The organism is Amycolatopsis sp. NPDC058278 (assembly GCF_042881395.1).
GTDB lineage: Bacteria > Actinomycetota > Actinomycetes > Mycobacteriales > Pseudonocardiaceae > Amycolatopsis.
In genome coordinates, this window is record NZ_JBHVXZ010000005.1 from 28,992 (window position 1) to 47,366 (window position 18,375).

An 18,375-nucleotide genomic window follows, 5' to 3' on the forward strand; every position below is an offset into this window, starting at 1 on the left:
TGGGTGACCCGCGAGGTCTCCTCCACGAGGCGTGCGCGGTTCCGTACGATCCATACTCGTGACACGCACCCAACCCAGCCTGGTCGGCACGCTTTTGGAGCGGCGCTACCGGGTGGACCGGCTGCTCGCCCACGGCGGAATGTCTTCCGTCTATCGGGGGACGGACACCCGGCTGGACCGTCCGGTCGCGATCAAGATCATGGACCCGCGCTTCGCCGACGACCGGTCGTTCGTGGACCGGTTCGTGCGGGAGGCGCAGTCCGCGGCGCAGCTGCACCACCCGCACGTCGTGGCGGTGCACGACCAGGGCTTCGACCTGCCCCAGGGTGCGGAGTCTGGCCTGGCGTTCCTGGTGATGGAGCTGGTCGACGGCGGGACGCTGCGCGACCTGCTGGACGACCACGGCTCGCTGGACGTCGCGCTGGCGCTGAGCGTCGCCGAGCCCGTGCTCTCGGCGCTGGCCGCCGCGCACCGGGCCGGCCTGGTGCACCGGGACGTGAAGCCGGAGAACGTGCTGATCGGCCGGGTCGGGCAGCAGACCGGCGGGGCGGTGAAGGTCGCGGACTTCGGCCTGGTGCGGGCCGTGGCGAGCGCGGGCACGACCAGTTCGAGCGTCATCCTCGGCACGGTCGCCTACCTCTCCCCCGAGCAGGTCGCGACCGGCGCGGCGTCCTCGCGCGGCGACGTCTACTCGGCCGGGATCCTGCTCTACGAAATGCTGACCGGCCGGGTGCCCTACACCGGCGACACGGCCATCTCGGTGGCCTACCGGCACGTGAACGACGACGTGCCGCGGCCGAGCGAGCTGCGCCCGGACCTGCCGCCGGCGCTCGACGACCTGGTCGTGCGCGCGACGCGGCGGGACCCGCACCTGCGCCCGGCCGACGCCGGGGAGTTCCTCACCGAGCTGACCGCGGTGCGCGCCCAGCTGGGGCTGCTGCCGGTGACCGTGCCGATCCCGGTGTCCCACGGCCAGGGCGACCTCGCCGACACCGAGCGCACGCTGCCGCGGATCCCGCAGGTGCCGGACACCGCGAAGACGATGCCGGTGCACCGTCCGAACGCGACACGGGCGCTGAGCCACACCGCACCTCCGCTGCCGGCGGCCCCGCCGTCGCTCACCCCGCCGCCGCCGCGGCAGCGCAGCCGGCCCGAGCCGGAGAAGCCGCGGGACAACCGCAAGCGGATCCTCGTGATCGCGGCCGCGGTGCTGCTGCTCGGCGGGCTGATCGGGGCGTTCGCCTTCATCCTCACCGACACCGGCGGCGACAAGACCGCGCGGGTGCCGCGGCTCGTCGGGCTGAACCAGGCCGCCGCCGGCGACGCGCTGCGGGCGGTGAAGCTGAACCCGCGGTTCAGCCAGGAGTACGACAACACGGCGCCGTCGAACACCGTGCTGCGCGCCGACCCGGCCGAGGGCACGTCGCTCTCGCCGAACGAGACGGTCTCGGTGGTGCTGTCGAAGGGCCGCCCGCAGGTGCCGGACATCCGGCCGGGCACCGCGCTGCCCGACGCCCAGCAGGCGATCAAGGCGGCCCAGCTGACGCCGGTGCGCGGCGCCGACGACTTCGACGCCGAGGTCCCGCAGGGTGCGGTCATCCGCACGACGCCGGCGGCGGGCAGCCAGCTGACCATCGGCGGCCAGGTCACGATCATCGTGTCGAAGGGCCCGATCCCGCTGCCGCCGGTCCCGGACGTCACCGGCCAGTCCAAGGACGACGCGTTCAAGCTGCTGCAGCAGGCCGGGTTCGAGCCGTTCCAGGCGGGCGAGGAGTTCAAGCAGGACGTCCCGGGCGGCGCCGTCACCCGCACCGACCCGCCGGCGAACACGCAGCCGAAGGCGAAGCGGATCGGCGTGTTCTTCAACAACGCCGTCCAGGTGCCGGACGTGCGGTTCCGTTCGTTCGGCGACGCGCAGAAGATCCTCGAGCAGGCCGGGCTGAAGGCCGATCGTGACGGCGGCCGCGGCCGCGGCAACGGCGGCGGGTTCGACTTCGTCTTCGAGCAGGACCCGCAGCCGGGCACGTTCGTGGCGAAGAACTCCAAGGTCAAGCTGAAGGGCTTCGGGGGATGATCGGCAGCCGGGGCCGCGTGACGGGCACGATCGGCCCCGGTCTCATCGGCGAGGTGCTCCTGAACGTCCGGGGCGGCACGGAGGCGTTCTACGCGTACCCGGCCGACCCGGAGGAGACGTTCAAGTCGGGCACGCAGGTGCTGGTGGTCGACTTCGAGCCCCCGCGCACGGTTTATGTCGAACGGTGGCAACCCCTGAGCCGCTGACGGCGTGGAAGAGGCACCAACACACGCACAACAGAAAAGAGCGAGGGGGTCGGTGCCATGAGCCTCGTGGAAATCCTGCTGGTTTCCGCCGGTGGCGTCATCGCCGTGCTGATCGTCGTCTTCGGGATCCTGCGCCTGCTGTACAAAGTGGCCGAACCGAACGAGGCGCTGATCATCTCCGGGCTGGGGGTCCGCGTCGACCGCGCGGACACCGCGGACAGCCTGGGCTTCAAGATCATCACCGGCCGCGGGGTGAACGTCATCCCCGGGTTCCAGACCGCCCGCCGGCTGTCGCTGGACACCCGCGGCGTCAACCTGCAGGTCTCCTGCGTCACCAAGCAGGGGCTGCCGGTCACCGTGCGGGCCGTCGTCATCTACAAGGTCGGGGACGACTTCGCCTCGATCGCCAACGCCGCCCGCCGGTTCCTGGACCAGCAGAAGGGCATGAACGACACGATCCACGAGCTGTTCTCCGGGCACCTGCGCTCGATCGTGGGCGGGCTGACCATCGAGGAGATGATCCACAACCGGGACGCGCTCACCGGCGAGGTGCGCCAGTCCTCGGCCACCGAGATGATCAAGCTGGGGCTGATCGTCGACTCGCTGCAGATCCAGGAGATCGACGACGAGTCCGGCTACATCAACAACCTCGGCAAGCCGCACGCCGCCGCGATCGCCGCGTCGGCCCGGATCGCCGAGGCGCAGCGCGACCAGGAAGCCGCCGAGGTCGAGCAGGTCTCGGCCGCGAAGAAGGCCGCCGCGGTCCGGGAAAGCCAGATCCAGCAGGCCGGCTACCAGGCCGAGGTCGACCAGGCGCGGGCGAAGGCGTCGCAGTCGGGCCCGCTCGCCGAGGCGACCGCGCGCCAGGAGGTCGTCGTCCAGGAGACCCGGGCCGCCGAGCTGGAGGCGGCGCTGGCCGAGCAGCGGCTGCAGTCGCAGGTCCGCAAGCCGGCCGACGCGAAGGCCTACGACACGCGGACCACGGCCGACGCCGCCCGTGACGCTTCGATCGCCAAGGCCCAGGCCGAGGCGAGGGAGACGGAGCTGCGGGCCGCGGCGGACGCGACCCGCGTGAAGACGGCCGCCGAGGCCGAGGCCCAGGCCACGAAGGCCCGTGCCGAGGCGATGGCGGGCGCGACCCGGGCGACCGGTGAGGCCGAAGCCGCCGCGGCCAAGGCCCGCGGCCTGGCGGAGGCGGAAGCCGCGAAGGCGAAGGGGCTCGCCGAAGCGGAGTCGGCCAGGGCGAAGGGCCTGGCCGAGGCGGACGCGATCAAGGCGCGGGCGGCGGCGCTGGCGGAGAACCAGGAAGCCGTCGTCGCGCAGCAGCTGGCCGAACGCTGGCCGGAGATCGTCGAGGCGGGCGCGAGCGCGTTCGGCAACATCGACCACATGGTCGTGCTCAACGGCGCCGACGGCATGTCCGACATGTTCGCCAAGGCGCTGTCGCTCGGCGGGACCGGTCTCGGCCTGGCCCGGCAGCTGATGGACGCCATGGGCAAGCCGGCCGAGAAGGAGCTCGACGAGTCCGCCCGGCGCAACGGCGAACTGAAGCTCAGCGACTGATCCATCACGCTCTGCGTACGGCCTCTGTGTCCCGGATCACGGGCCGCAGGGGCCGTACCCCCGTTCGGGGGCGGAAATTCCCGCTCGCTTGTCCTACCGTGGGCGCATGGTGCCGGACCGTGCTTCGCGGGCCGTCCGATGAGCTTCTTCACCGGCGGTCCCCGTGAGCGTCCCCTGTTCCCCGTTCCGGAGCAGGAGCTTTACGCGTTCAGCGGACGGCACTGGACCGATCCCCCGCGCGAGCACATCGTCCCGGCCGTGCTGCCGTGGGCGCAGCCGCTGGGCCGGTCCGAGCGCACGGTGGTCGCGCTGCGGATCATCGAGGTGTGGCCGGAGGCGGTGACACTGCGCGTCACGGTGTACTCCCGGGACAGCCTGGTCGAGGACCCCGCCGAGGGGCTGATCGACCACCGGCGCAAGCCCGACTACAACGGGCTGCTGATCGGCGTGCTCTACGCCGACGGCAGCCGGGCGAGCTCCGAGACGATCTCGGTGCCGTCCGCGTCCGAACCGGAGGCCCCGGTGCTGCGAGCCCAGCCGGTCGGCGGCACGCGGTTCGCCGTCGAGCACGAGGTGTTCCTGTGGCCGCTGCCCTCGGCCGGCCCGCTGAAGCTGGTCGTGCAGTGGACGGAGCGGGAGATCCCGGAAACCCGCACGACGCTCGACGGCGGCGCGATCCGGTCCGCGGCGAAGGACGCCGCGGAGATCTGGCCGGGGCTCGGCCGGCGCCAGGTGAACGGCCTGCCGGTGCGCCGCGTCGGCAAGCAGGTCGCGCTCACCCCCGATTGGGGGACGCCGGTCGCCCGGGCGGAAGAACCCCGCCCTGCGCCGGGGGAATGAATCCCTTTCTCGTTCTGTGAGCCCGGGCACCGCGGCCCGGGGTATCTCGAATGGATGAACGGGGTCGCTCGTTAGCGTGGTGGAAACACTTCGACCACCCGGCCGTCACGTCGGGCTGGTGCAGTGGGTTCCTTCCCTTCCGACGCACGTGGCCGTGCGCCCCCCGCGAACCCGGAAAGGTCGCCCATGGCAGGCTCGCCGCTCAGCGCACTCGACGTCGCTTTTCTGTGCCTGGAAAGCGAAACCACTCCGATGCACATGGGGGCGGTGGTCACCTTCACCGCCCGCGGCCCGGTCGAACCGGCCGCGTTGACGGCGTTGCTCGCGCAGCGGGCCATCCGGTTGCCGAAACTGCGCCAGCGGGCGCGCGCGGAACTGTTCCCGCCGGGCTCGGCCAGCTGGGCCGACGACCCGGGATTTGTTGCGGGCGACCACATTCACCACGTCGTGTTGAGTTCCTTGTACGAGCCGGACCCGCTGGCCGCGTACGCGTCGCGGTGGATCGCCGAGCCGCTCGACACCTCCCGGCCGCTGTGGGACCTCACCCTGGTCACCGGGCTGCCGGCCGGGAAGTTCGCGCTGCTGCTGAAACTGCACCACGCGCTGACCGACGGCGCCGGCGCGTACGCGGTCGCGGCCGGGCTGCTCGACGGCGTCAGGCCGCCGGAACGCACCTCCGCGCCGGCCCACCCGATCCCCTCGCCGCGCTCCACTTTGGACACGGTGAAGGGCGCGCTGGGCACGGCGTGGGGCCAGGCGCACGAGGCCGCCGGGATCGCGTCGTCGCTGGTGCGGGCCGCCCGCCCGCCGCTCTCGCCGGTGTCGGCCCCGCCGTCGGCCGAGCGGCGCCTCGGGTTCGTCCGGCTGCCGCTGGCCGAGCTGCGCCAGGTGCGCCGCGCCCACGGCGGGACGACCAACGACGTCGTGCTGGCGGTGCTGGCGGGGGCCCTGCGCGAGTGGCTGGTGAACCGCGGGCAGCGTGCCGACGGCCGCACGCTGCGCGCGCTGATCCCGGTGAGCGTGCGCGGCCGGGCCGGTGCGCAGCTCGGCGGCAACAAGCTCTCGGGATACCTGTGCGACCTGCCGGTCGGCGAGGACGACCCGGTCGAGCGGCTGCGGGTGGTCCGCCGGGCGATGACCCGCAACAAGGCGGCGGGCCCGAGCCGCGGCGCCGGCGCGCTGCCGCTGCTGGCCGGCCGCGTCCCGCCGCTGCTGCACCGCCTGGGCGCCCGCACGGCGGGCCAGGCCGCGCCGATGCTGTTCGACCTGGTGATCACCACGGTCCCGGTGCCCCCGGCCCGCCTGTCCCTCGACGGCGCCCGGATGGCGGAGGTCTACCCGTTCGTGCCGCTGGCCCCGCGCCACGCGGTCGGCATCGCGGTCGCGACGTACCGGGATTCGGTCCACATCGGACTGCAGGCCAACGGCGCGGCGGTGCCGGACGTCGGCTCGCTGCGGGACGCGGTCCTGAAGTCCGCGGCCCGGCTGCTCGACGCCTCCTGACGGTGCTCCTCAGGGGGTGACGCCCGCCGATCCGACCACTTCCAGGAACGCCAGCGCCTCGGCCCCCCGAGAGCCCGGCGGTGCCGTGTACAGCACGAGGTGCTGGTCGCCCTCCGGCAGGGCGAGGGAGTCGCAGTCGACGGTCACCTCGCCCACCACCGGGTGCCGGAAGGTCTTGGTGAGCACCGGCGTCGCCTGCACGTCGTGCCGGTCCCACAGCCGGGTGAAATCGGCGCTGGCCGCCCGCAGTTCGTCGACGAGCCCGCACACCGCGGGGTCGGCGGGGTAGCGGGCCAGTGTGGCGCGCAGCTCCATCACGACGGTGAGCCGGAACTCGGCGGCGTCGGAGATCCCGTACGGCGGCTCGGCCGGCCCGAGGAACGCCTTGCGGGCGAGGTTGCGCCCGTCGGGAGAGGCCGCGGCGAAGTCCTCCATGAGCGCGGCCGCCAGGTCGTTCCAAGCCAGCACCTCGAACGTGGCGGAGATGACGAAGGCCGCCGTCTGCGGCAGCCGCTGCAGCAGCGCCAGGATGCTGGGGCGTACGTCACGGCGGTGCCGGCCGCTCCGGATCGGCGCGGTGCCCGCCACGACGTGCAGGTGCTCGGACTCGGCTTCGGTCAGCCGCAGCGCAGCGGCGATCCCGGCCAGGACCTCGCCCGACGGACGCGGCGCCCGGCCCTGCTCGAGGCGGACGTAGTACTCGGTGGAGATGTGCGCGAGCACCGCCACCTCCTCGCGGCGCAGGCCCGGCGTTCGCCGGCGTGGCCCGGCGGGCAGGCCGACGTCCTGCGGCCGCAGCCGCTCACGACGGCTGCGGAGGAACGCCCCGAGCTCCTGTTTGTCCATGTCTTCAGTATGCGGACGCCCCCGGTGCCCGATCCTGGTACGGATGATGCCTGTCTCGCGGCCGCGGACCGGGGCAGCGTCGTGGGCATGACGAACACCAGCGAGTTTCCTTCGATCGGCCTGCTCACCGGGAAGGTCGTGCTCATCACCGGCGCCAGCCGCGGCATCGGCGCGGCCGCGGCCCGCCTGTTCGCCCGGGAGGGCGCCGCAGTCGTGCTGGCCTCCCGCGGCACCGAGTCCCTCGACCGCATCGCCGGCGAGATCCGCGACGCGGGCGGCACCGCCGACGCCGTCGCGCTGGACCTGGCCGATCCCGCGAGCATCCGCGCCGCCGTCGACCACGTCGAGCGGCTGCACGGCCGCCTCGACGGGGCGTTCAACAACGGGGCGGCCATCCAGCAGCCCGGTCCGCTGGAGACCACCGCCGAAGCCGAGATCGACGAGCAGTTCGCGGTGAACTTCCGCGCGCACTGGACCGCCATGACCGCCGAGGCCGCCCTCATGCGCCGCAGCGGCGGCGGGGCGATCGTCAACACCTCCAGCATCGGCAGCCGCCGCGCCAACCCCGCCCTGCCCGCCTACGGCGCCATGAAGCGCGCGCTGAATAGCATCACCGAGACCGCGGCCGTGACCTGGGCCCCGCACGGCATCCGGGTCAACGGGATCACCCCCGGCGGCACCGCCACGGACATGATCGACGCGTGGGAAGCCGCGGCCCCCGGGGTCGTCGAGCGGATCAACGCCTCGATCCCGCTCGGCCGCATGGCCGAACCCCGCGAGGTCGCCGAAGCCGCGGCCTGGCTGCTCAGCGACCGCGCGTCCATGGTGACCGGCGCGATCGTGCCGGTCGACGGCGGCGCCGGGGCGTGAACGGGCCTCAGCCGCGGAGCATCTCCGCGACCAGGAACGCCAGCTCCAGCGACTGCTGCGTGTTCAGCCGCGGGTCGCAGGCCGTCTCGTAGCGGCCCGACAGGTCGACGTCCGAGATCTCCTGGGCGCCGCCCAGGCACTCGGTGACGTCCTCCCCGGTCAGCTCGACGTGGATGCCGCCGGGGTAGGTGCCCAGCTTGTTGTGCACCTCGAAGAAGCCCTGGACCTCGTCGACGATCCGGTCGAAGTGGCGGGTCTTGTAGCCGGTGGACGACTCGTGGGTGTTGCCGTGCATCGGGTCGCACTGCCAGATGACCTTGTGCCCGGACGCCTCGACCTTCTCCACGATCGCCGGCAGCACCTCGCGGACCTTGCCGTTGCCCATCCGCGCGATGAGCGTCAGCCGGCCCGGCTCGGAGCGCGGGTCGAGCCGCTCGACGTACTCCAGCGCCTGCTCCGGCGTGGTGGTCGGGCCGATCTTCAACCCGATCGGGTTGGCCAGCAGCTCGGCGAACGCGATGTGCGCGCCGTCCAGCTGGCGGGTCCGCTCGCCGATCCAGAGGAAGTGCGACGAGAGGTTGTAGAGCTTCGGGTTGGCGGCGTCGGCGTTGTCGAGGCGCAGCATCGACCGCTCGTAGTCGAGCAGCAGCGCCTCGTGGCTGGCGAAGATCTCGGTGGACTGCAGCGAGGTGTCGGTGACGCCACAGGCGCTCATGAACCGCAGGCCGCGGTCGATCTCGTTGGCCAGCGACTCGAAGCGCTGCGCGGCCGGCGACGCCGACACGAAGTCCTTGTTCCAGTCGTGCACCTGGTGCAGGTCGGCCATGCCGGCGGCGGTGAGGGCGCGGACCAGGTTCATCGCCGCGCCCGCGTTCGCGTAGGCGCGGATCATCCGGCCGGGGTCCGGCACGCGCAGCTCGGGCTTGGCGACCAGGGAGTTGATGATGTCGCCGCGGTACACCGGCAGGCCCAGCGCGTCCGTCGCGGCCGAGCGCGGCTTCGCGTACTGGCCGGCGATGCGGCCGACCTTGACCACCGGCAGGCTCGCGCCGTAGGTGAGCACGACGGCCATCTGCAGCAGCGTGCGCAGGTTGGCCCGGATGTGCGGCTCGGTGTTGGACTCGAACGTCTCCGCGCAGTCGCCGCCCTGCAGGAGGAAGGCCTCGCCGTTGGCGACCATCGCCAGCCGGCCCTTCAGCCGGTCGATCTCGGCCGGGACGGTGATCGGCGGCACGCTCTCCAGCACGCCGCGGACCCGCCGGGTCGCCTCGGGGTCGGGCCACTCCGGCTGCTGCGCGGCCGGCAGCGCCAGCGCCTTGTCGAGCCGCGTCCGCAGTTCGGGCGGCAGCGGCGGCAGCTCGGGCAGTGTGTCGACGGGGACGTCCACAGTCCAGTTCACGCAGACCAGGATAAGGTTCGCGCCGCGGCCCCCTCCGCCCGGTTGGCCCCCGGGGTCCGGTGCGGGCCCGAACGGCGGGATCCCCCTCATCCTCCAGACTGACAGGAACCGTCGGCCGCGGGGAAGGCCCCGTCACGCAGGTAGCCCAGCACCGCCGCGTTTCCACAAGCGTTTTCCCGCGTGAAGACCCCGTGCCCGCCGGCGTCGACGGTGACCATCCGCGCACGGGCCCCGAACGCCGCCCGCGTCTCGCGCGCGCCGGACAGCGGGGTCGCCGGGTCGCGCAGGTTCTGCACCAGCAGGACGTTCGCCGGCCCGGGGCCGCCGACGCGCACCGGCGGCTCCGCGCGTTCGACGGGCCAGAACGCGCACGGGTTCACGTTCGCCGCGGCCGGGCCGAACATCGGGTGCCGCGCCCGTTCGCGTTCGACCGCGCGCTGGTAGTAGCCGACCTGCTCGGGCCAGTCGGCGTCGTTGCAGAGCACCTGGAGCTGCAGCGCGGCGTGGTTGTCGCCGTCGAGCGGCCCGGCCGCGGCGCGCGCGGTGCCCGCCCACTCCCGGGCCACGGCCGGGAAGGACGCGTCGTCGTAGAGGCCGTTCCACGTGTCGGACCGGAACCCGGGCCCGCGGACGGCGGCGAGCTCGAAGAACTTCGCTGTCACCGCCGCCGGGGTCCGCCCCAGGTGGTAGACGTCGTCGCGCTGGGCCGCCCACGCGGCGAAGTCCGGGAAGCGGTCCTCGAACCCCTCCGCGAAGCGCTGGTTGGCGCGGACGTCGAGACCGCGCGGGCCGAGGACGCTGTCGAGCACGATCCGGTCCGTGCGGCCAGGGAACATCGACGCGTAGGCGGCGCCGAGGTAGCTGCCGTAGGAGACACCGTAGTAGGAGATCTTCTTCTCCCCCAGCGCTTCCCGGATCCGGTCGAGGTCGCGGGCGGTGTTCGCGGTGGTCATGTGCGGCAAGAGATCCTTTGTGGACGCGGAGCCGCACCGCACCGCCACGGCCCGCGCTTTCGCCGCCGTGGCGACGACGTCCCGCGGCCCGTCGGCGTACGGGCCGAGCACGGCGCCGCGCTCCTCCGGAGTCGTCATGCCGCACGTGACCGGCGTGCTGTAGGTGGTACCGCGGGGGTCGAAGCCGATGACGTCGTAGGCGTCCGGCAGGCCGGAGCCGCCCACGCGCTGCTGCAGCTGGGCGGGCATGGCGAGCCCGGGGCTGCCCGGCCCGCCGGGGTTCATCAGCAGCACGCCGCGGCGCTTCCCGGGGGTGCCGAGGCGGCGGGACAGGGTGAGCTCGATGGTGCGATCCGGGTGCGCGTAGTCGAGCGGCACGCGCAGGGTGGCACATTCCAGGCCGGCGGTCGGGGACGGCGACATGCCGTAGTCCGGGCAGGGGGCCGTCCACTGCAGTCTCGGGGCCGCCTCGGCAGGCGGCGCGGCGAGCAAGGGCAGGAAGGCCAGCGTGATCAGCGTTTTTCGCATGCCCCGACCCTGCCGCGGCGGGCTCGCGCGGACGTCAGCCCAGGGACCGGAGCTCCGGCTCCGCCCCTGGGCTGACGTGGGTCACGCGGCTTGCGCGCGGTTGTACAGGTTCTGCGCGTCGGTGCCGAAGTACGGCCCGAACATGTAGCCCGGCAGGAAGTTGTAGCCGAAGCTGTTCACCGAGGCCTGCACGCCGGCGCCGGTGCCCTCGTTGAACGCGAGGAACCACGGGCCACCGCTGGAGCCACCGGTCATGTTGCAGCTCATGCCGTGGTCCTTGGTCAGCAGGAAGTCGGTGAAGGTGGTACCGCTGCAGTAGATCAGCTTGGTGCCGTCGTAGGGCGCCGCGGCCGGGTAGCCGAAGGTGTACATGCTCTGGTTCTTCGGCTGGTTGAAGGCGATGCCCTGCGCACCGACGACGTCGGTGAGCCGCTGGGAGTTCAGCGGGTTGACGACGGCCATGCCGACGTCGTAGTTGATGTCCTCGCTGGCTTCCCACTGCGGTGTGGTGAGGGTGGTCTTCGCCGTCCACTGGCCGTAGGGGGCGTTGCCGTTGTTGTAGCCGGGCACGAAGACCCATTGGGTGTGCCAGGTGCCCTGGTACTTCACGCAGTGCCCGGCGGTGACGACGACGCTGCCGTTGGTGCTGGTGACGGCGTCCCCGGAGCAGGAGGCCTTTTGGCCGTTGAAGAGGAAGAACACGCGCCCGGCGGTCTGGGTGACCTTGCCGCCGCCGGTCCAGGGCCCGCCGCCGTTCGGGATGCTCCGGATGATTGCGCTCTGGCCTTTGGCCACGTCTTTCGGCGTGAAGGCCGGGGCTTTGACGAGCGAGTCCATCGGCACGGCCGCCCGCATGGCGTCGGGCGTCCAGAACGGTTTCGAAGCGGCCTGGGCGGGGCTGCCGACCAGGGCGAACGCGAGGGAGAGGACGGCGGTGACCACCGCGGCCCGGAGTTTCGTGTGCTTCAAGACGCCCCACCTTCCGCAGAAGTGAATCGTCGCAAAGGCGACACAACCACTCGAAAGTAGTTGGCCGTGTACACACTGCACAGCCGCCGTCCGGCGTAACGCGTTCAGGCTGGTCAGCCGGGCTCGGGGTCAGGTCCCATTCGAGCTTCCTGCATCCTGATGAACTGGTCGACGACCTCGGCCAGGCCGGGGTGCTCGTCCGGCTGCAGAACCGGGGGCTTTCCCTGCGTCGCTACAGAAATGCCCGGCGTTACGCCGAAAGCCCCCTCACCAGTGGCGAGGGGGCCTCCGAGACGAACCGATCAGACGACCGCGAGCGGCAGCGCCGTCGGGTGCACCGGGGCCGGCAGGTCCGACGCGCCCGTCAGGTACGTGTCCACCGCGTTGGCCACCGACCGGCCCTCCGCGATCGCCCACACTACCAGGGATGCCCCGCGGTGGGCGTCGCCGCAGACGAACACCCCGGGCGTCTCCGTCTGCCAGTCCGCGCCGCACGACAGGGTTCCGCGGCGGGTCAACGACAAGCCGAGCCCGTCCAGCAGGGGCATCTCCTCGACGCCCTCGAAGCCGATCGCCAGGAGGACCAGGTCGGCCGGGAGCGTCTCGATCTCGTCGTTGACCGGGATGACCTCGCGGCGGCCCGTCGCCGGGTCCTTCTGGACGCGGACCTGCTGCAGCTCCACTCCGGTGACACGGCCCTCGGAACCGGCGAACCGCTTGACCGCCACCGCGAACTTCCGCTCGCCCGCCTCCTCGTGCGCCGCATACGTGCGCAGGATGTACGGCCAGGTCGGCCAGGGCGACCGCGCGTCGTCGCGGGCCGACGGCGGCATCGGGTACTGGTCGAGCTGGGTCACCGACAGCGCGCCCTGGCGGGTCGCCGTTCCGTAGGAATCCGCGCCGGTGTCGCCGCCGCCGATGATGACCACGTGCTTGCCGCGCGCGTCGATCGCCGGGGGGCCGTCGCCCTCGACGTACTTGTTGGCCGGCACCAGGTGCTCCATCGCCAGGTGGATGCCCGCCAGCTCGCGGCCCGGTGTCGTCGTGTCGTCGCGGCCGCGCAGCGCGCCCACCGCGAGCACCACCGCGTCGTACTGCGCGCGCAGGTCCTCCACCGAGAGGTCGACGCCGACCTCGCAGCCCGTCACGAACCGGGTGCCTTCCTTGCGCAGCTGCGCCAGGCGCCGGTCGAGGACCTTCTTCTCCATCTTGAACTCGGGGATGCCGTAGCGCAGCAGCCCGCCGAGGCGGTCGTCGCGCTCGAACACCGTGACCTCGTGCCCGGCGCGGGTCAGCTGCTGGGCGGCGGCCAGCCCGGCCGGCCCGGAGCCGACGACGGCGACCCGCCGCCCGCTGGACACCTCGGACACCTGCGGCTGGACGTAGCCCGCTTCCCAGGACTGGTCGGCGATCGTCTGCTCGACGCGCTTGATCGACACCGGGCCGCCGGACAGCGGCGAGATCGACAGCACGCAACCCGCTTCGCACGGCGCCGGGCACAGCTTCCCGGTGAACTCCGGGAAGTTGTTGGTGGCGTGCAGCCGGTCGCTCGCCGCGGCCCAGTCGCCGCGGCGGACCAGATCGTTCCACTCCGGGATCAGGTTGCCCAGCGGGCAGCCGGAGCCGCCGGAGTGGCAGAACGGGATACCGCAGTCCATGCACCGCGACGCCTGCTTGCGCACCTGGTCGTTGCGCTCGGCCGGGTCGACGTCCGCGTAGACCTCACCCCACGACGAAAGCCGTTCCTCTTTGGACTTCTTCTTCGGCTCTTCGCGCTCGTACTTGAGAAAACCGGTCGGGTCAGCCACGAGCGGCCTCCATGATCGCCTCGTCGACGTCGCGGCCGGCGGCGCGCGCCGCCTTCGCCGCGTCCAGGACCCGCTGGTAGTCGCGCGGCATCACCTTCGTGAACGCCACCGACCGGCGCGGCCAGTCGCCGAGCAGCGAGGCCGCCACCGCGGAGCGGGTGAGATCGTAGTGCTGTTGCACGGTCTTCTTCAGCCACGCCAGGTCGTCGGCGGTCGGGCGCAGCAGGTCCACCATGTCCTGGTTGACCTTCTTCGCGTCGACGTCGAGGACGAAGGCGATGCCGCCGGACATGCCGGCCGCCAGGTTGCGCCCGGTCGGGCCGAGCACCACCGCGCGGCCGCCGGTCATGTACTCGAAGGCGTGGTCGCCGACGCCCTCGGCGACGACCGTGGCGCCGGAGTTGCGGACGCAGAAGCGTTCGCCGACCTGGCCGCGCAGGAAGATCTCGCCGGCCGTGGCGCCGTAGGCGATCGTGTTGCCCGCGATCGTCTGCGCCTCGGCCGCGAAGCTCGCTTCCGGGTCGGGCCGGACGATGATCCGGCCGCCCGAGAGACCCTTGCCGACGTAGTCGTTCGCGTCGCCGACCATGTCGAGGGTGATGCCGCGCGGCAGGAACGCGCCGAGCGACTGGCCCGCCGAACCGGTGAGCGTGACGTTGATCGTGCCCTCGGGCAGGCCGTCCCCGCCGTAGCGGCGGGTGATCTCCGAGCCGAGCAGCGTGCCGACGGTCCGGTTGACGTTGCGCACCGGCAGCTCGATGTTCACGTGGTGCGCGTCTTCCAGCGCCGCCTCGGCGAGCTGGATGAGCGTGCGGTCCAGCGCGTGCTCGAGGCCGTGGTCCTGGCCGCGCGTGCGTCGCTTCGCGCCGCCGTACGGCGTCTCCGACGGCATCTCGAAGATCGGCGTCAGGTCCAGCCCGGACGCCTTCCAGTGGTCGACGGCCTCGTCGGTGTCCAGCAGCTCGGCGTGCCCGATGGCCTCGTCGAGCGTCCGGAAGCCCAGCGCCGCCAGGGTTTCCCGGACTTCTTCGGCGACGAACTTGAAGAAGTTGACGACGTGCTCGACCTGGCCGGTGTAGCGCTTGCGCAGTTCCGGGCTCTGGGTGGCGACGCCGACCGGGCAGGTGTCGAGGTGGCAGACGCGCATCATGATGCAGCCCGCGACGACGAGGGGGGCCGTCGCGAAGCCGTATTCCTCGGCGCCGAGGAGCGCCGCGATGACGACGTCGCGCCCGGTTTTCATGGCGCCGTCCACCTGCACGGTGATCCGGTCGCGCAAGCCGTTGAGCAGCAACGTCTGCTGGGTCTCGGCCAGGCCGATCTCCCACGGCGTGCCCGCGTGCTTGAGCGAGTTCATCGGGGACGCGCCGGTGCCGCCGTCGTGGCCGGAGATGAGCACGACGTCCGCGTGCGCCTTGGACACGCCGGCCGCGACCGTGCCGACACCCAGCGCGGACACCAGCTTCACGTGGATGCGGGCGTGCTCGTTGGCGTTCTTCAGGTCGTGGATCAGCTGGGCCAGGTCCTCGATGGAGTAGATGTCGTGGTGCGGCGGCGGCGAAATGAGGCCCACGCCCGGCGTGGAGTGCCGGGTGCGCGCGATCCACGGGTACACCTTGTTCGGCGGCAGCTGGCCGCCCTCGCCGGGCTTCGCGCCCTGCGCCATCTTGATCTGGATGTCGTCGGCGTTGACCAGGTACTCGCTCGTGACGCCGAAGCGGCCCGAGGCGACCTGCTTGATCGCGCTGCGGCGCTCGGGGTCGTAGAGCCGCTCGGGGTCCTCGCCGCCTTCACCGGTGTTGGAGCGGCCGCCGATCCGGTTCATCGCGATGGCCAGGGTTTCGTGCGCCTCGGCCGAGATCGAGCCGTACGACATCGCGCCCGTGTTGAAGCGCTTGAAGATCGACTCGGCGGGTTCGACCTCGTCGAGCGGCACCGGCTCGCGGACGCCGTCCTTGAACGCGAACAGCCCGCGCAGCGTGCCGCCCTCGCGGTAGAGGCGGTGCACCTCTTCGGTGTACTTGCGGTAGACCTCGTCGCGGCCGGTCTTGGACGCGTGCTGCAGCAGGAACACCGTCTCCGGCGTGAACAGGTGCAGCTCGCCCTCGCGGCGGTAGGCGTATTCGCCGCCGGTGTCGAGTCCACGGTGGACACGGTCGGTCGGGTTCTCCGGGTAGGCGCGGCGGTGGCGCGTCGCGACCTCTTCGGCGAGCACCTCGAGGCCGACACCGCCGAGCTTCGACGACGTCCCGGTGAAGTACTCGTCGAGCAGGTCCTGGCTCAGGCCGAGGGATTCGAAGACCTGGGCGGCGGTGTACGCGCCGACCGTGGAGATGCCCATCTTGGACATGATCTTCAGGACGCCCTTGACCAGCGCCTGGACGTAGTTCCGGATGGCCTTGGCGGCTTCGATGCCGGTGACCGCGCCCTGCCCGATCATGTCTTCGATGGTCTCGAAGGCCAGGTACGGGTTGACCGCGGCGGCGCCGTAGCCGAGCAGCAGCGCGATGTGGTGCACCTCGCGGGCGTCGCCGGATTCGACGACCAGGGCGACGCGCAGGCGTTCCTTGGTGCGGACCAGGTGGTGGTGCACCGCGGACACGAGCAGCAGCGACGGGATCGGCGCCATCCGGTGGTCGGAGTCGCGGTCGGACAGCACGAGCGTGCGCGCGCCGGCCGCGATCGCCTCGGAAGCCTCCCGCCGGACACGTTCGATCGCCGACGCCAGCGCCTCGGCGCCGCCGTCCACTTCGTACAGTCCGGAAAGGACACTGCAGGCGAAGCCGGGGAGGTCGCCGTCGTCGTTGATGTGGATGAGCTTGGCGAGCTCGTCGTTGTCGATGACCGGGTACGGCAGCTTCAGGTGGCGGCACGACGCCGGGCCCGGGGCCAGGAGGTTGCGCTCCGGGCCCATGATCCGCGCCATGCAGGTGACGAGCTCCTCGCGGATCGCGTCCAGCGGCGGGTTGGTCACCTGCGCGAAGTTCTGCTTGAAGTAGTCGTAGAGCAGCCGGGACCGCTTCGACAGCACCGCGGGCGGGGTGTCGGTGCCCATCGAGCCGATCGGCTCGGCACCCTTCTCGGCCATCGGCGCGAGCAGGATCTTGAGCTCTTCTTCGGTGTAGCCGAAGGAAAGCTGGCGCCGCAGCACGGAGTCGTGGCTCTGCACGACGTGGTCGCGGTCGGGCAGCTCGGCGATCTTGAGCAGGCCCGCGTGCAGCCACGAGTCGTAGGGCAGCTCGGCGGCCAGCGCGGACTTGACCTCTTCGTCGTCCACGATCCGGCCGGCCTCGGTGTCGACCAGGAACATCTTGCCGGGCTTGAGCCGTCCCTTGGCGACGACGTCCTTCGGAGCGACGTCCAGGACGCCGGCCTCGCTGGCGAGCACGACGCGGTCGTCGGCCGTGCGCCACCAGCGCGCCGGGCGCAGGCCGTTGCGGTCCAGGACCGCCCCGACCAGGCTGCCGTCGGTGAAGGTGACGCAGGCCGGGCCGTCCCACGGCTCCATCAAGCTGGCGTGGAACTGGTAGAAAGCGCGGCGCTCGGGCTTCATCGTGGCGTGGTTCTCCCACGCCTCCGGGATCATCATCAGCACCGCGTGCGGCAGCGACCGGCCGCCCAGGTGCAGCAGCTCGAGCACCTCGTCGAAGGACGCCGAGTCCGACGCGTCCGGCGAGCAGATCGGGAACAACCGCGAGAGGTCGCCGGAGATGACGTCGGATTCCAGCAGCGCCTCACGGGCCCGCATGCGGTTGCGGTTGCCGCGGATGGTGTTGATTTCGCCGTTGTGGGCCACGAACCGGAACGGGTGGGCCAGGGGCCACGACGGGAAGGTGTTGGTGGAGAAGCGGGAGTGCACCAGCGCGATGGCGCTTTCCAGCCGCTCGTCGCGCAGGTCGGCGAAGAACGCCGGCAGCTGCTCCGGCGTCACCATGCCCTTGTAGACGATCGTCCGCGAGGACAGCGACGGGAAGTAGGTGCCGCAGCCGGCGTTCGCGCTCTCGTTCTCGACGCGCTTGCGCAGGCAGAAGGCGAGCCTGTCCAGCTCCACGCCCGATTTTCGGTCGCCGGCCACGAAGAGCATGGCGAAGTGCGGCATGACCGAGCGGGCGGTCGGGCCGATGTCGGCGCGATCGGCGTCGACGGGGACCTCCCGCCAGCCGAGGACCTCCAGGCCCTCTTCGACGGCGATGCGTTCGGCGAGCCCGACGGCCTTGCGGCGCTGCTCGGCGTCTTGCGGCAGGAACGCGATGCCCGCGGCGTAGGTGGGGTGCCCGTGCTCGTCGGGTTCGGGCAGCTCGAAGCCGGCTTCGGCCCGCAGCAGCGCGTCGGGCAGCTGCAGCAGGATGCCGGCGCCGTCGCCGCTGGTGGGCTCGGCGCCCGCGGCGCCGCGGTGGTCGAGGTTGGTCAGCGCGGCCAGGCCGTCGGTGACGATGCCGTGGGAGCGGCGCCCGCGGATGTCGGCCACCATGGCCACACCGCAGGAGTCCTGCTCGGTCTCCGGGTCGTACAGACCCTGCTTGCCGGGCATGGCGGAGAAGATCAACGGGACCTCCTTCGTCGTCTTGTCGTGCGGGGCCGGGCTACCGGCCGGGGGAGCGCACGGGACGACGATGGCCCGCTTGTTAGCGCGACTTTAACACCTGGGAAACACCGCAGCAGCACTTCAGAGCGCCTCGGACGACGTCGGACGGTAACGATCTGGCTGCGCGGAACGACATAGTTCCTGATGGGTTCCCGGTAGTTCGTTCCGCTAAGTATACGGCCCGCGAACCCGGCTCAAAACCACTGTGCCGTGATCGGCGCACTGTGTCCC

The 18,375-nt window shown here is 71.9% G+C and carries 12 protein-coding genes; 6 read left to right on the forward strand and 6 right to left on the reverse strand.

Annotated features, from left to right (window positions below; genetic code table 11):
• Positions 1-58 precede the first annotated feature (58 nt).
• The 5 genes from pknB to ACFVYA_RS03665 all read left to right on the forward strand — a co-directional run bounded on the left by pknB (position 59) and on the right by ACFVYA_RS03665 (position 6,186).
• The gene (gene pknB / locus ACFVYA_RS03645; RefSeq protein ID WP_387042004.1) at positions 59-2,074 is read left to right on the forward strand and encodes a Stk1 family PASTA domain-containing Ser/Thr kinase; all 2,016 of its coding nucleotides are present in this window, start codon (positions 59-61) and stop codon (positions 2,072-2,074) included.
• Positions 2,071-2,280: a hypothetical protein gene (locus ACFVYA_RS03650; RefSeq protein WP_013224191.1), complete on the forward strand. Its 210-nt coding sequence runs from the start codon at positions 2,071-2,073 to the stop codon at positions 2,278-2,280. Before pknB ends, ACFVYA_RS03650 begins: the two co-directional genes overlap by 4 nt.
• 57 nt (positions 2,281-2,337) lie before the next feature.
• A complete protein-coding gene (locus tag ACFVYA_RS03655; RefSeq protein WP_285989581.1) occupies positions 2,338-3,843 on the forward strand; it encodes a flotillin family protein in 1,506 nt (501 codons plus the stop codon).
• Positions 3,844-3,981: 138 nt separating this feature from the next.
• Complete coding sequence (locus ACFVYA_RS03660) at positions 3,982-4,683, forward strand: hypothetical protein (protein ID WP_285989580.1); 702 nt, start codon at positions 3,982-3,984, stop codon at positions 4,681-4,683.
• 186 nt (positions 4,684-4,869) lie between these two features.
• A complete protein-coding gene (locus tag ACFVYA_RS03665; RefSeq protein WP_387042009.1) occupies positions 4,870-6,186 on the forward strand; it encodes a wax ester/triacylglycerol synthase family O-acyltransferase in 1,317 nt (438 codons plus the stop codon).
• 9 nt (positions 6,187-6,195) lie between these two features.
• Here the strand turns inward: ACFVYA_RS03665 and ACFVYA_RS03670 are convergent, their stop codons facing one another.
• A complete protein-coding gene (locus ACFVYA_RS03670) occupies positions 6,196-7,032 on the reverse strand; it encodes a helix-turn-helix transcriptional regulator (RefSeq protein WP_387042012.1) in 837 nt (278 codons plus the stop codon).
• Between the two features lie 87 nt (positions 7,033-7,119).
• On the opposite strand from ACFVYA_RS03670, the gene ACFVYA_RS03675 reads away from it, so the two are divergent.
• Positions 7,120-7,902 (forward strand): SDR family NAD(P)-dependent oxidoreductase, encoded by a 783-nt coding sequence (locus ACFVYA_RS03675; protein WP_387042015.1) that lies wholly within the window; start codon positions 7,120-7,122, stop codon positions 7,900-7,902.
• Positions 7,903-7,909: 7 nt separating this feature from the next.
• Here the strand turns inward: ACFVYA_RS03675 and ACFVYA_RS03680 are convergent, their stop codons facing one another.
• From ACFVYA_RS03680 to gltB, 5 genes are all read right to left on the reverse strand, one after another.
• Positions 7,910-9,301: a class II 3-deoxy-7-phosphoheptulonate synthase gene (locus ACFVYA_RS03680; RefSeq protein WP_285989576.1), complete on the reverse strand. Its 1,392-nt coding sequence runs from the start codon at positions 9,299-9,301 to the stop codon at positions 7,910-7,912.
• Positions 9,302-9,387: 86 nt separating this feature from the next.
• A complete protein-coding gene (locus ACFVYA_RS03685) occupies positions 9,388-10,782 on the reverse strand; it encodes an alpha/beta hydrolase (RefSeq protein WP_387042018.1) in 1,395 nt (464 codons plus the stop codon).
• An 81-nt stretch (positions 10,783-10,863) separates the two neighbouring features.
• Positions 10,864-11,751 carry a trypsin-like serine peptidase gene (locus ACFVYA_RS03690; protein ID WP_387042021.1) on the reverse strand — a complete coding sequence of 296 codons (888 nt, stop codon included), beginning with the start codon at positions 11,749-11,751 and terminating at the stop codon, positions 10,864-10,866.
• Positions 11,752-12,053: 302 nt separating this feature from the next.
• Complete coding sequence (locus ACFVYA_RS03695; RefSeq protein WP_387042024.1) at positions 12,054-13,559, reverse strand: glutamate synthase subunit beta; 1,506 nt, start codon at positions 13,557-13,559, stop codon at positions 12,054-12,056.
• A complete protein-coding gene (gene gltB, locus ACFVYA_RS03700) occupies positions 13,552-18,105 on the reverse strand; it encodes a glutamate synthase large subunit (RefSeq protein ID WP_387042027.1) in 4,554 nt (1,517 codons plus the stop codon). The genes ACFVYA_RS03695 and gltB overlap by 8 nt, the downstream gene beginning before the upstream one ends.
• Between the last annotated feature and the right edge of the window lie 270 nt (positions 18,106-18,375).

Excerpts from the sequence above, each read along its gene's own strand:
- ACFVYA_RS03675 (WP_387042015.1), top strand. The coding sequence starts at position 7,120 with ATGACGAACACCAGCGAGTTTCCTTCGATCGGCCTGCTCACCGGGAAG.
- ACFVYA_RS03685 (WP_387042018.1), bottom strand. The coding sequence starts at position 10,782 with ATGCGAAAAACGCTGATCACGCTGGCCTTCCTGCCCTTGCTCGCCGCG.
- ACFVYA_RS03665 (WP_387042009.1), top strand. The coding sequence starts at position 4,870 with ATGGCAGGCTCGCCGCTCAGCGCACTCGACGTCGCTTTTCTGTGCCTG.
- ACFVYA_RS03650 (WP_013224191.1), top strand. The coding sequence starts at position 2,071 with ATGATCGGCAGCCGGGGCCGCGTGACGGGCACGATCGGCCCCGGTCTC.
- ACFVYA_RS03660 (WP_285989580.1), top strand. The coding sequence starts at position 3,982 with ATGAGCTTCTTCACCGGCGGTCCCCGTGAGCGTCCCCTGTTCCCCGTT.
- ACFVYA_RS03655 (WP_285989581.1), top strand. The coding sequence starts at position 2,338 with ATGAGCCTCGTGGAAATCCTGCTGGTTTCCGCCGGTGGCGTCATCGCC.
- ACFVYA_RS03670 (WP_387042012.1), bottom strand. The coding sequence starts at position 7,032 with ATGGACAAACAGGAGCTCGGGGCGTTCCTCCGCAGCCGTCGTGAGCGG.